The organism is Acinetobacter portensis (assembly GCF_010646905.1).
GTDB lineage: Bacteria > Pseudomonadota > Gammaproteobacteria > Pseudomonadales > Moraxellaceae > Acinetobacter > Acinetobacter portensis.
The window spans coordinates 1,620,657-1,632,889 of the sequence record NZ_JAAARQ010000002.1; the positions used below are offsets into that span (position 1 = coordinate 1,620,657).

Annotated in this window: 13 protein-coding genes; 9 read left to right on the top strand and 4 right to left on the bottom strand. The window is 37.7% G+C overall.

The genetic code is table 11. The features are described 5' to 3' along the window. The first annotated feature begins 378 nt into the window (after positions 1-378). Positions 379-714 (top strand): hypothetical protein, encoded by a 336-nt coding sequence (locus GTK57_RS07700; protein ID WP_152874873.1) that lies wholly within the window; start codon positions 379-381, stop codon positions 712-714. Positions 715-784: 70 nt separating this feature from the next. Here the strand turns inward: GTK57_RS07700 and lnt are convergent, their stop codons facing one another. Both lnt and GTK57_RS07710 read right to left on the bottom strand, forming a co-directional pair. After that, positions 785-2,344, bottom strand: coding sequence for an apolipoprotein N-acyltransferase (gene lnt / locus GTK57_RS07705; RefSeq protein WP_163122343.1), 1,560 nt, complete (start codon positions 2,342-2,344; stop codon positions 785-787). Continuing rightward, complete coding sequence (locus tag GTK57_RS07710) at positions 2,341-3,180, bottom strand: HlyC/CorC family transporter (RefSeq protein WP_152874877.1); 840 nt, start codon at positions 3,178-3,180, stop codon at positions 2,341-2,343. The genes lnt and GTK57_RS07710 overlap by 4 nt, the downstream gene beginning before the upstream one ends. Before the next feature lie 196 nt (positions 3,181-3,376). Here GTK57_RS07710 and tusA point away from each other — a divergent pair, with 196 nt between their 5' ends. Then, a complete protein-coding gene (gene tusA, locus GTK57_RS07715; protein ID WP_152874879.1) occupies positions 3,377-3,634 on the top strand; it encodes a sulfurtransferase TusA in 258 nt (85 codons plus the stop codon). Between the two features lie 67 nt (positions 3,635-3,701). Here the strand turns inward: tusA and GTK57_RS07720 are convergent, their stop codons facing one another. Beyond that, positions 3,702-5,414 (bottom strand): electron transfer flavoprotein-ubiquinone oxidoreductase, encoded by a 1,713-nt coding sequence (locus tag GTK57_RS07720; protein ID WP_163122345.1) that lies wholly within the window; start codon positions 5,412-5,414, stop codon positions 3,702-3,704. Between the two features lie 185 nt (positions 5,415-5,599). Between GTK57_RS07720 and GTK57_RS07725 the strand changes: the two genes are divergently transcribed. The 5 genes from GTK57_RS07725 to GTK57_RS07745 all read left to right on the top strand — a co-directional run bounded on the left by GTK57_RS07725 (position 5,600) and on the right by GTK57_RS07745 (position 9,968). After that, positions 5,600-6,211 carry a DUF1285 domain-containing protein gene (locus GTK57_RS07725; RefSeq protein WP_163122347.1) on the top strand — a complete coding sequence of 204 codons (612 nt, stop codon included), beginning with the start codon at positions 5,600-5,602 and terminating at the stop codon, positions 6,209-6,211. 46 nt (positions 6,212-6,257) lie between these two features. Next, positions 6,258-7,121 (top strand): glutamate racemase, encoded by an 864-nt coding sequence (murI, locus tag GTK57_RS07730; protein ID WP_163122349.1) that lies wholly within the window; start codon positions 6,258-6,260, stop codon positions 7,119-7,121. Positions 7,122-7,193: 72 nt separating this feature from the next. Beyond that, the gene (locus tag GTK57_RS07735; RefSeq protein WP_163122351.1) at positions 7,194-8,222 is read left to right on the top strand and encodes a DUF4062 domain-containing protein; all 1,029 of its coding nucleotides are present in this window, start codon (positions 7,194-7,196) and stop codon (positions 8,220-8,222) included. Positions 8,223-8,289: 67 nt separating this feature from the next. Next, complete coding sequence (hemH, locus tag GTK57_RS07740; protein WP_163122354.1) at positions 8,290-9,303, top strand: ferrochelatase; 1,014 nt, start codon at positions 8,290-8,292, stop codon at positions 9,301-9,303. A 20-nt stretch (positions 9,304-9,323) separates the two neighbouring features. After that, positions 9,324-9,968, top strand: a complete 645-nt coding sequence (locus tag GTK57_RS07745; protein ID WP_163122357.1) for an MBL fold metallo-hydrolase — start codon at positions 9,324-9,326, stop codon at positions 9,966-9,968. A gap of 82 nt (positions 9,969-10,050) precedes the next feature. Here the strand turns inward: GTK57_RS07745 and GTK57_RS07750 are convergent, their stop codons facing one another. Next, positions 10,051-10,236, bottom strand: coding sequence for a DNA gyrase inhibitor YacG (locus tag GTK57_RS07750; protein ID WP_163122360.1), 186 nt, complete (start codon positions 10,234-10,236; stop codon positions 10,051-10,053). An 86-nt stretch (positions 10,237-10,322) separates the two neighbouring features. Here GTK57_RS07750 and GTK57_RS07755 point away from each other — a divergent pair, with 86 nt between their 5' ends. Together GTK57_RS07755 and GTK57_RS07760 are read left to right on the top strand one after the other, a co-directional pair. Further along, positions 10,323-10,982, top strand: coding sequence for a class I SAM-dependent methyltransferase (locus tag GTK57_RS07755; RefSeq protein ID WP_171522160.1), 660 nt, complete (start codon positions 10,323-10,325; stop codon positions 10,980-10,982). A 6-nt stretch (positions 10,983-10,988) separates the two neighbouring features. After that, the gene (locus tag GTK57_RS07760; RefSeq protein ID WP_163122366.1) at positions 10,989-12,185 is read left to right on the top strand and encodes a TIGR03862 family flavoprotein; all 1,197 of its coding nucleotides are present in this window, start codon (positions 10,989-10,991) and stop codon (positions 12,183-12,185) included. The last annotated feature ends 48 nt before the right edge of the window (positions 12,186-12,233 follow it).

Genomic DNA, 12,233 nt, shown 5'->3' on the forward strand with positions numbered 1-12,233 from the left:
ATGATTGGTTGTATTTTGAGCGGATATTCCAGTCACATACAAATCAAAAAGAACATCTAAATTGGAAAAATAATATAAAAGTATGCTTTATATTAATTGAGAATAATTCTATATCTACTTTTAATGGAATATATCAATTTAGTTTATTGGATAATACAATTCCAGTCTAAATGATAATAAATATCAATATTTAATTATTATTTAAATTATTGAAATAATTAAATTTTAATAATAACTTCTATTTGATATTTATAATAAGAATTATTCCCATGTTTGTTAGCTACAATAATGTTTAAATATGAAGAAATATAGACTTTCTATTTATTTTAAAGCTTGCATAATGGCAACATAATCGTCAATTTGCTAAAGGAGAATGGTATGAAAGCATTAGTATTATCAGATGAAATCAATCAATTTCATTGGTCAGTGCTGAAGTCTGTTCTTTTGGTTCTAAGCATACTTCCATTGAGTCAAGGCATTTTACATATTTGGCAATCTACTGAAGGTAGTAGTCAAATTATGGTTGGTTTTTTTGCATTAAGCTTGTTTAGCTCATTGTTTATTTTGAGTTTTTGGTCTGCATTGCAAGCAACTGTTTTAAAATTAAAACAACAACAAATCACGGCATTTGAACAGCGGATTATTGGTTTATATCGTTATGTACCTATGCTTTCTTTGGTTGCGATGATGTCTTATTTAGTGACTCAGCTATAAAGAGAAAAAGAAAGTTAAAAAAAGCCGAGAATAAGTTCTCGGCTTTTTTTTATGAGGGTTAAATTATAATTTAACGACGAGATTTAAATGACACATCTGCATGACGTGGTCGGAATTTTAATCCTAATAACAACAGAAGTAATGAGAAGATCAATACAGGCCAATCACTTAAGCGTGTATAAAGCGTTTCACCTTGCATTGCAGGAAGGTCACCACGTAATACCATTGATTGATCCATAGGTGCTCGCTTAACAATTTGACCCTTTTCATTAATAAAAGCAGTCACACCTGTATTGGTTGCACGTATAAACCAACGACCATTTTCTTTGGCGCGCATTTGTACCATTTGTAAATGTTGTTGTGGGCCCGCAGTTCCTTTAAACCAAGCATCATTCGATACGGTAATTAAGAAATCACTGTTTTCTGCATTACGACGAGTTAAATTTGGATAGGCAACTTCATAGCAAATTGCTGCGCCTAATTGATGGTTTTTAATCGATAGTGCATGTTGATTGTTTTCACCACGAGAAAAACCACTCATTGATGGATCATTTTGCATGGAAGGTAAAACCCAAGCCAATAAGCCAGACAATGGAATGTATTCACCAAAAGGAACTAAGCGTTGCTTTTTATATAGTCCTTCAGCTTGATTGCCCGAAGCCATAATACTGTTGTAGTACATGAGCTGGTTTTCTTGCTGAGATTGTTTTGGATCTATATAAATAATACCTGTAACCCAAGATGAATGAACACTTTTTGCCTGATTTTCCATGGCATTTAAAAAGGGCTGAATTTCAGTTTGGGGCATTGGAATAGAAGATTCAGGCCAAACAATTAAGTCGCGACCCCATTCTGTTTGCGTTAAATGGCTATAGATTTCTAAGGTTTTAACTTGATATTCTTCGAGCCATTTACGATCTTGAGGAATATTGCCCTGCACCAAAGAAACAGATAATGGCTTTTCATTTTTTGGTGTGACAAATTGAATGTAAGATGCACCAAACGCACCTAGCAATAAAATAGCTGAAGGAATAATCCAAAAAACACGTTTTTGAATAATTTCAACTAAAGCACAAGCAAGAATAATGACAACAAAAGAAACACCAAAAATACCAAATAAAGGTGCGTAGCTATCTAAGAAGCGTTCGGTAAATGCATAACCGACAAAAAGCCAAGGAAAGCCTGTAAATACCCATGTTTTTGCCCATTCAAAGAATACCCAAAGTGGTGCAAATGTTAAGGGTGTTTCTGGAAAGAATCGACGGTACATCCATGTTTGAACGGCTGTAAAAAGCCCCATGACGATTGCCATAATCGCAATCATCAGTACGCTTAATACAGAATTGGTATCACCATACACATGGATAGAGGTATAAAGCCAAAATGCCCCAACAAACCACATACCAAAACCATATGCCCAACCCAGAAACATTGCTTGTTTAGGATTGCGTTGGCGTAAGGTTGCATAAAGTAGAGCAGGTGACAGAATTGCAAGCCACCAATAATGGTAAGGTGCTAAGGCAAAACTAAAAATACCACCTGCTAGTAAAGCAATCAGTAGAGGATAAATAAAGGGTAGTTCTTTTTGTTGTTCAGAAGCATTTAAAAATTTATTAAAATATGTCCTCATTTATGCTTAGCTCTTATGAGATGAATTGTGCGTGAATCGGCTTCTAAAATAGTAAATTCCCAGTCTTCAATTTCGACAACTTGACCTTGGAGATCACTTACTAAGCCAATTTCTTGAAGTAATAAGCCACCTACTGTTTCAACTTCATCATCTGAGAATTCAGCACTTAGAACATCGTTGAAATGTTCAATGGGTGTTAATGCTTGAACAATCCATGTGTTTGCAGTTTTAGGGTCTTCATCGGGAATAATGTATTGCGCTTCCTCGTCAATTTTGTCGTGTTCATCTTCAATTTCACCGACAATTTCTTCAAGAATATCTTCTAAAGTCACCAAACCTGAAGTTGTGCCATATTCATCAATCACAATTGCAATGTGCGTTTGTGTATTCTTAAGCATGCGCAGAACTTGGTCTGAACGCGCGCTTTCAGGCACGAATATTGGCTGACGCATAAGTGCGCGAATATCCACTTTAGTATTTGGTTCTGTTAAAAATGGCAAAAGGTCTTTCGCCAATAAAATACCCACAACATTGTCGGGTTGGTCTGAAGAGAATACAGGAAAACGTGAGTGTGCTGACTCTACAAGTACATGTAAAATATCAAGTAATTCATCATCTTCTTGTAAGCTAATCATCGCTGTACGCGGAGTCATGACTTCGCGAACTTTTGTTGCGGGAAGGTCTAAAACACCTTCAAGCATTGCAACTGTATCGGGTTCTAAAAAACGACGTGAATCTAATACTAGTTTTAGTAGCTCATCGCGAGTTTCTGGTGCTGTTCCTAACCATTTGCGTAAGCCACGCATTCCCCACGATGGGCCTGATTCCTCGTGCATGATCTTTCCTGAAGACTCTTAAAATATATAAAAATGTAATTTTATCATACCGAAGAAAATATAGATGTCTATCTATTAAATAGTTGCTTATTCGTATTTTATTCATCATGCATTTCAAATGTGCAACATCATTGCCTGAATAGTGAATTCGCTGTTTATGCTAGAATATGCAAAGTTTAAAAATTTGAGTTTTATGATGTCTGATTCATCTATTGAACCCAGTATTCAATTAAATACACGTGGTTTACGTTGTCCTGAACCTGTCATGATGTTGCATCAAGCTATTCGCAAGTCTAAATCAGGTGATGTTGTTGAAGTCTTCGCAACAGATAATTCTACTTCTTGGGATATCCCGAAATTCTGTATGCATTTAGGTCATGAGTTGCTTTTACAAGAAGAAAAGTTAGATGAAAATGGTAATAAAGAATTCCATTATTTAGTTCAGAAAGGCTAAACCTAATTGATAGTTATAAAAAATCCCTGCACTTGGCAGGGATTTTTCTCTTGCGTGATGATCCGAATTACATATTCGGATAGTTTGGACCACCGCCACCCTCAGGTGTTATCCAAGTAATGTTTTGTGATGGGTCTTTAATATCACACGTTTTACAGTGAACACAGTTTGCAGCATTAATTTGGAAACGCTTAGAACCGTCATTTTCTTCCATAATTTCATAAACACCAGCAGGGCAGTAGCGCTGAGCAGGCTCGTCCCATTTTGGTAAGTTTACATTTACAGGAATAGAAGCATCTGTCAGTTTTAAATGTGCAGGTTGGTTTTCTTCATGTACGGTATTAGATACAAATACTGAAGACAAACGGTCAAAGGTTAACTTACCATCTGGTTTTGGATAGTTTGGTTTAACATTCGCAGCATCAACAGATTTTAGAGCACTAAAATCAGGCACTAAGTCATGTAGGGTAAAAGGTACTTTAAATACGTTTTGGTCGATGAAATTAAATGCACCGCCACCAAATGTACCAAACTTATGCATTGCAGGGCCAAAGTTACGAGCATTATAAAGCTCTTCTTTTAACCAACTGTTGTTGAACTTTTCTGTGTACGTAGTTAACTCTTTTACAAAGAAATCTTCGCCTTCAGTTACACGAGCAACTGAAAGATCACCACCTTTTTCAACACCGGTAGCAATGGCTTCAAATACTGCTTCGCCACATAACATGCCAGACTTCATAGCCGTATGTGAGCCTTTAATTTTGGCAAAGTTTAAGAAACCAGCATCATCACCAATTAAAGAACCACCAGGGAAGGTGAATTTCGGAAGCGAGTTAAAACCACCTTTAACCACTGCACGTGCGCCATAAGAAATACGCTTACCACCTTCAAGGAATTGTTTGATCAGTGGATGTGTTTTCCAACGTTGCATTTCCATGAATGGATACATGTGTGGATTTTGGTAAGAAAGATCAACGATCATACCCAAAGTCACTTGGTTGTTTTCTGCGTGGTATAACCACCAACCGCCTGAAGAACCCGTTTCGCTTAAAGGCCAACCTGCACCATGCATTACCGTCCCTGCTTTATGTTTAGCAGGATCGATTTCCCAAAGTTCTTTAATACCAATACCGTAATGTTGCGGATCGACATTTTTATCTAGGTCGTACTTGGCAATAAGGCGTTTGCCTAAATGACCGCGGCAACCTTCTGCAAAAATAGTGTATTTCGCATGAAGTTCGTAACCAGGGGCAAAGTTATGCGTAGGTTCGCCATCTTTGCCAATACCCATATCACCTGTTTGAATACCTTTAACAGTACCATCTTCGTGATAAAGAATTTCTGAAGCTGCAAAACCAGGGAAAATAGAAACTTCTAATTCTTCTGCTTTTGTACCTAACCAACGAACAACGTTACCTAATGAAATGACATAGTTACCATCATTGTGCATGGTTTTTGGAACCATCCAATGTGGTGCTAATTGAGATTTTTCAGGAGATGTTAAGAAGTATGTTTCATCTGTAGTTACAGGAACATTTAATGGCGCACCTTCTTCTTTCCAATTTGGAAATAATTCATTGATTGCACGTGGTTCTAACACAGCACCAGAAAGAATATGCGCACCAACTTCGGAGCCCTTTTCTACGACACAAACGGAAAGATCATTTAGGTTGTTTTCAATTGCAAGTTGACGAATTTTAATCGCTGCAGAAAGACCAGCTGGTCCTGCGCCTACGATTACTACGTCAAACTCCATCGATTCACGTTCGATGTGTTCCATGTCGGACTCCTCATTAGTAGCGAAGGTGGCATCCGTAATTTTTCAATTCGGTGCTGCCATGAGTATTCTGTTCCCAGACACAAATAAATATCGTGTCTTTTATAATGTGGGCTAGTATAGTTTTAATCCGTGATCTAGCCAATTGGCTGAATCATATTATTTTTCCGTCAGTAAGGCATTCATTTATGGTTAATCAAAATAATTTACCAAATCCGACGAAAAAACGAGATATTGCCGATAATAAGAACTTAATGGGTATTGCACAATACTTAAAAGATGGACAGTCCGGTCACAAAAGGTCAATCCCACCTTTGGAGCAATGGCACCCAAAGCATTGTGGCACAATGAATCTACAGATTAAAGCGAACGGTGAATGGTGGCACGAGGGTCAATTGATCAAACGACAACCGCTCATTGATTTGTTTTCTACAGTACTTTGGAAAGAAGATGAAAAATTTTATTTAAAAACGCCTGTAGAGCAAATAGAAATAGAGGTTGAAGATGAACCGTTATTTGTTAATCAAGTCGATTTAGTTGAAATAGAAAATAAATCATACATTCAGCTTCAAACTACAACGCAAGATCTAATCATTCTAGATGAAGAACATCCTATTTTTATGCGTGAATATAAAGGTGAGTTGCGTCCTTATGTACATGTTCGCTTTGGAATAAATGCATTAATTCAAAGATCTGCTTTTTTTCATTTGGTCGAAATGGGCGAGTTGCAAGAAAATGAGCAAGGTGAAACTTATTTATTGCTGAAAAGTGGTGATTTTCACTTGCAATTAGGCACCTGAGGTTTAAGCTTTAACCATCTTATTTCGTGCTTTTGAATTTAAAGATATGTCTGCTATTCAACCTATTTGTCCTTTGAATGAACCGATGCCTAAGGCTAAGCCGAATGCACCTATCGGGATTTTTGACTCAGGTGTAGGGGGCTTATCTATTGCCATAGAAATCGCACGATATTTGCCAAATGAACATATTGTTTATTATGCAGATACAGCCAATGTACCTTATGGTCCACGAGATGATCAGAATATTCGTGAACTGACAGCACATGCTATTGAATGGTTATATCGACAAGGTTGCAAAGTTGCAGTTGTCGCTTGTAATACAGCATCTGCATTTAGCCTAGATTATTTACGTGAACATTATGGTGAGAACTTTCCAATTGTTGGTTTAGTTCCTGCACTTAAACCTGCGGTGCTTCAAACAACAACAAAAACCGTTGCTGTATTGGCAACACCTGCGACCTTTCGTGGAAAACTTATTAAAGATGTTATTCAGCGTTTTGCAATTCCTGCTGAAGTTTCGGTACTTCCAATTACCTGCTTAGATTTAGTGCCATTTGTTGAAGCAGGTGAACAAATGAGCGAAGCTTGTTTGGCAACCCTACAAAAAATATTGAAACCTGCTGTCGATCAAAATGCAGATTACTTGGTTTTAGGCTGTACACACTATCCATTTTTAAAACCTGCAATTCAGCATATTTTTGGCGAAAAATTAAAGCCGATTGATTCAGGGCAGGCTGTGGCGAGACAAACCTCCCGCATTTTGATTAAAAATGAGTTATTATTTGAACAGCGGTTAAATTTAAATTTTCGTATTTCATGTTTTGTAAGTGGAAATAATGCATCTGCATTAAAATCAGTTTTACAACATCTTATTCCAAATGATTTAACGTGGAAGATAGAAAATCTTTAGAACTCAATTTTTAAACGTGAAATTTTGCTACGTTTAGTGAATTTAAAATACATAATATAGAAAGGAAACCCAATGCTAGATAAGCGTTATCAGGTTTTTATCTCTACTTCTGGAAGTGAAATGCAACCAGAACGAATTGTGTTGTCCCAAACTTTAGTAGGCATGGGTTTTTTCTCTTGGGGACTAGAACAACGTACACCTTTAAGTACGACTTTTGCACGCCGTCAAATTGATGATTGTGATTATGTGGTGATTATTTTAGGTAGCCAATATGGGCAACAATCTGTATCTGGCGTGGGATACATGCATCTTGAATATATTTATGCAGTGACCAAACAAAAACCAATTATTGCCTTTGTGCATGAAGACCCAGATTCACGTGATGAATCTTTGCATGATGAAAAACCTGAATTACGTGAGAAATTTAAAGAATTTAGAAAACTTATTATGCAAGAAGTCGATCAGGTTTTTACTTATCGAACAATGCGAAATTTAGAGCTTGCTGTTCGTTTGAACATGTCTCAAATTCTTGAGCGCTATCCTGTATTAGGATGGGTTCGACCGCAAAATACACAGGTTTTGAATGATGAAATTGAAGCACTCAAAGCTAAAATTGTGCAATTAGAAACAACTGCGGGTACACGAGAAGCCGATCCATTTTTGAATATTCAAAAAGTGTCTATGCATGAAGATTTTGCTTTTGAATATCGGATGCATGCCTATCAAGATGGTAATTTCAAAGAATTGAAAGTATTAAGGCATATGACTTGGGCGCAGTTATTAAGTGTTTTAGGTGCAGCATTTATTCATCCTACACCTGAAGATTTTTTCTCTAAGTGTATGAATGAATATTTAAATGCAACAGGCTTGGAAGATGCTCGCGACGAAATGCCTCGTGTGCATGCGGTGGCTCGTGCGCAAATCAATATTAGAGCTTTGCATACCATTAAAATGCAAATGCGTGAAAATGATTGGATTGTGCCATCAGGTCGAGATGATCGTCAGCGTATGTTGTGGAAAGTTTCGCCAAAAGCAAAACGCTTGTTGGAAAGTAACTTGTTAGATAGTAATCGGACTTTACAATTTATATCTCAGAATTAATCAATATCAAGAATGTCTAGAAAGCTGTTAAAGTAAGCCTGTCCAATCTTATTGAAAAGAAGGCTTGATGATGACTGCTGAAAAACCAAAAGTTACGATTATACTTGCCAACTTAGGTACGCCAGATGCGCCTACAGTTCCTGCGGTTCGTCGATTTCTCAAGCAGTTCTTGTCCGATCAACGTGTTATTGAAATTCCAAAACCAATTTGGCAAATCATTTTAAACTTATTTGTTTTGCCATTTCGTCCAAAGCGTGTTGCACATGCTTATGATATGGTTTGGAACACCGATTCACCAATGCGTGAAATTCTATTGCAACAAGTTGAAGGTGTGAAAAAAACGCTGACTGCGCAATACCCTGAATTTTATTTAAATATTGTACCTGCCATGACCTATGGTAATCCGGGTATTGCATCTGTTCTAGAAAAATTAAGTGAAGATTCTCAAGATCATGTGATTTTATTTCCATTGTTCCCACAATATTCGGCAACATCGACAGCGCCACTTTTTGATGCTTTTGCAAAATGGATTCCGAAACAGCGTAACTTGCCGGGTATTTCGTTTATTCGTGATTATTATCAGCATCCACTTTATATTCAATCTCTGGCGCAAAGCGTGCGTGATTATCAAAATAAACACGGTAAAGCTGAAAAGTTATTGATGTCATTTCACGGTATTCCTCAACCTTATGCAGACAAAGGCGACCCTTATGCAGACCGTTGTCGTTTGACTGCAAAATTGGTTGCTGAAAGTTTAGGTCTTGCTGAAAATGAATGGGCAATAAGTTTTCAATCACGTTTTGGAAAGCAGGAGTGGGTAAAACCCTATACCGATGCTTTACTTGAAGATTGGGGCAAACAAGGTGTGAAATCTGTTCAAATTATGAGCCCTGCATTTTCGGCAGATTGTTTGGAAACGCTTGAAGAACTTGCGATTCAAAATGAAGAAGTGTTTAAGAATGCAGGTGGCGAAAGCTATGCTTATATTCCTGCATTAAACTCGCGTGATGATCATTTAGAATTGCTCAATCATTTGCTTCAAGCTAATCTTGATGCATTAAAGCAAACATTAGCCCACTAAATACCTGAGGTTTTCGCCATATGTTGCAAGTCAAAATTGTGCCTGTCACGGCATTCCAACAAAATTGTTCAATTGTTTGGGATTCTGAAACCAAAGAAGCTGTTTTGATTGATGCAGGTGGTGATGCCGAAAAACTCAAAGCTGAAGTTGAAGAACTTGGTTTAACGGTAAAAGCATTGTGGTTAACGCACGGGCATTTAGATCATGCAGGGGCGGTAGGTACGTTGAAAAAAGTGTGGTCGGTTCCTGTAATTGGTCCACATAAAGAAGATGCTTTTTGGTTGGATCAAATTCAAGAAGTTTCCGCACGTTATGGTTTTCCAATTCATGAAAAAGTTGAAGTCGATCAGTGGTTAGATGGTTCAGAAATTTTAAAATTGGGCGATGAAGAATTTGAGGTGCGTTTTGCACCTGGTCATACGCCAGGACATGTCATGTTCTATAACCAAAACTATAGTTTGTTGTGGACGGGTGATGTGCTATTTAAGGGTTCAATTGGTCGTACAGATTTTCCACGTGGAAACCATCAACAATTGTTAGATTCAATTCAACGTGAATGTTTTAGCTTGCCTGATGAAACTCAATTTATTTCAGGTCATGGACCTTTAAGTACGATTGGTTTTGAAAAGCAATATAATCCATTTGTAGCAAGTAAAGCGGGTTAATCTTTATTGAATTTTATTTGAAAATCTACGTCATAAAAAAGGTCTGAATATTCAGACCTTTTTCTTTTCAAATATTTAAATCTTAATATTGATCTTCTTCACTGCCGCCATCTGCTTGTGGTGCATCTTGAGTAGGAAGTTTATAACCTTCATTTGCCCAAGCCCCAAAGTCAATGAGTTTGCATCTTTCAGAACAAAAAGGGCGATATTTATTACCTTCCCAAGTGGTCAATTCGCCACAACGCGCGCAGTTTAAAGTTGTCGGCATTTAAAAACTCCAAATGAAAACGGATGATTCAATTAGTCAAAAGCAATTGCACTTGTTAGACTTGTGCAGATTTTTATTAGTTTGATCTGATTATGCCAATTCGTCAATTTCAAGCACAGCGTATGCATGCTCCCCGAGATTTCCAAGCCATTTCGAATGAACCTATTTGCGTAGAAATTGGTGCGGGTAAAGGAAAGCACGCACTACTTTTTAGTGGACAAAACCCAAATAAAAAATTAATAGCGGTTGAGCGTACACGCGAAAAGTTTTTGGCTATGCAAAAACAACATGGCATTGAAGGTCAAAGCAATTTTCAGCCTGTTCATGCAGATGCACTACCTTGGGTGGTTCATGCATTATTTCCTGCGCAAATTGAGCAATTCTTTATTTTGTACCCAAACCCAGAACCGCATAATCCTGCACAGCGTTGGTTAAATATGCCGTTCTTCGAGTTTTTAGTTTCTCGTTTGCAGGTGGGTGGCACCATTACTTTAGCGAGTAATATTCCTGAATATATTGAAGAAGCTCAAAAGCAATTGATTGATGTATGGAAGCTTCCTTTTGTAAAAGAAGTGATTCCTGCAACATCGGCACGTACGCATTTTGAAATTAAATATTTAGAGCGTGGCGAATTGTGTCAGCAACTGATTATTACGAAGCCTGAAAATTACACCACTCGTTTTGATGATTTTCAGCCATTACAAGGTGTGAATCATACAAACACGACCGAAGTGAAAGCGGACTAAGTTTTCATGAAAAAGCGCATTGCAATTATTGGTGCAGGCCCTGCAGGACTTATGGCTGCGGAAGTATTGAGTCAATTTGACTACGATGTTCATGTCTATGAGCAAAAACCATCTGCGGCTCGTAAGTTTTTAATGGCGGGCAAAACGGGGCTGAATATTTCACATGCAGAAGCTGTAGATATTTTTGTACAACGATACGATCAAGTGGAATGGCTGAGTCCTTGGGTGAAGCAGTGGGATGCGAAGTGGATTCAGTCTTGGATGAAAAGTCTTGGTATTGAATCTTATATTGGGACATCAGGACGTGTTTTTCCTATTGAAATGAAAGCTGCACCTTTACTTCGTGCGTGGTTAAAGCGCCTGATGGAAGATGGAGTTAAGTTTCACTATAGACACCAAGTTTTAGACATAAATGATGCAAATCTAAGTGTTCAGAATTTAGTGTCTGAACAAATTTTAGAAGAAAAGTTTGATGCGATTGTTTTAGCGTGTGGTGCAGTGTCTTGGTCAAAACTCGGCAGTGATGGTGCATGGCAAAAATGGCTGAATACTTCTGAAATAGAAACATTTCAAGCGAGTAATGCAGGCGTGGAAATTACATGGTCTAAGTTCATGCAACCTGTATTTGGCGAACCTTTGAAGCGTGTAGAAGCTTGGGTGAGCAATGGTGAAAAATCGAGTGGTGATATTGTTATTAGCCATTATGGTTTAGAAAGTGGCTTGGTCTATAAGCAAGGTCGCGCTTTGCGTGAGCAAGTGAAAGGTGGTCAATCTATGGCATTAACTTTAGATTTATTGCCCGATCAAGGTGTTGAACAACTTGCTAAAAAATTACAACTGAGTAAAAAACAATCTTTAAGCAATATTTGGCGTAAAGCAGGCTTAGATACAGCAAAAGCGAATTTAGTGCGTGAGCTTGTGGCTAAAAGCCTTTGGACAGATGCACATGCATTGGCTCAACAAGTGAAAAATTTAACGATTCCTTTAACAGGTTTTAGACCGATTGAAGAAGCAATTAGCTGTGCAGGTGGCGTGAAGAAAGAAGTATTGACTGAACACTTGCAGCTTAAATCAAATCCTGCATTATTTTTATGTGGTGAAATGCTCGATTGGGATGCACCCACAGGTGGTTATTTGCTGACTGCGTGTTTTGCAACAGGTCGGGCAGCAGGGCATGGCATACATCAGTATTTAAGTGAATAAAATATTAAATTTGACGATACAAAAAAAGGAATCGATTAAGATTCCTTT

Excerpts from the sequence above, each read along its gene's own strand:
- GTK57_RS07745 (WP_163122357.1), top strand. The coding sequence starts at position 9,324 with ATGTTGCAAGTCAAAATTGTGCCTGTCACGGCATTCCAACAAAATTGT.
- GTK57_RS07735 (WP_163122351.1), top strand. The coding sequence starts at position 7,194 with ATGCTAGATAAGCGTTATCAGGTTTTTATCTCTACTTCTGGAAGTGAA.
- GTK57_RS07710 (WP_152874877.1), bottom strand. The coding sequence starts at position 3,180 with ATGCACGAGGAATCAGGCCCATCGTGGGGAATGCGTGGCTTACGCAAA.
- tusA (WP_152874879.1), top strand. The coding sequence starts at position 3,377 with ATGTCTGATTCATCTATTGAACCCAGTATTCAATTAAATACACGTGGT.
- GTK57_RS07700 (WP_152874873.1), top strand. The coding sequence starts at position 379 with ATGAAAGCATTAGTATTATCAGATGAAATCAATCAATTTCATTGGTCA.
- GTK57_RS07725 (WP_163122347.1), top strand. The coding sequence starts at position 5,600 with ATGGTTAATCAAAATAATTTACCAAATCCGACGAAAAAACGAGATATT.
- murI (WP_163122349.1), top strand. The coding sequence starts at position 6,258 with ATGTCTGCTATTCAACCTATTTGTCCTTTGAATGAACCGATGCCTAAG.
- hemH (WP_163122354.1), top strand. The coding sequence starts at position 8,290 with ATGATGACTGCTGAAAAACCAAAAGTTACGATTATACTTGCCAACTTA.
- lnt (WP_163122343.1), bottom strand. The coding sequence starts at position 2,344 with ATGAGGACATATTTTAATAAATTTTTAAATGCTTCTGAACAACAAAAA.
- GTK57_RS07760 (WP_163122366.1), top strand. The coding sequence starts at position 10,989 with ATGAAAAAGCGCATTGCAATTATTGGTGCAGGCCCTGCAGGACTTATG.
- GTK57_RS07750 (WP_163122360.1), bottom strand. The coding sequence starts at position 10,236 with ATGCCGACAACTTTAAACTGCGCGCGTTGTGGCGAATTGACCACTTGG.
- GTK57_RS07720 (WP_163122345.1), bottom strand. The coding sequence starts at position 5,414 with ATGGAACACATCGAACGTGAATCGATGGAGTTTGACGTAGTAATCGTA.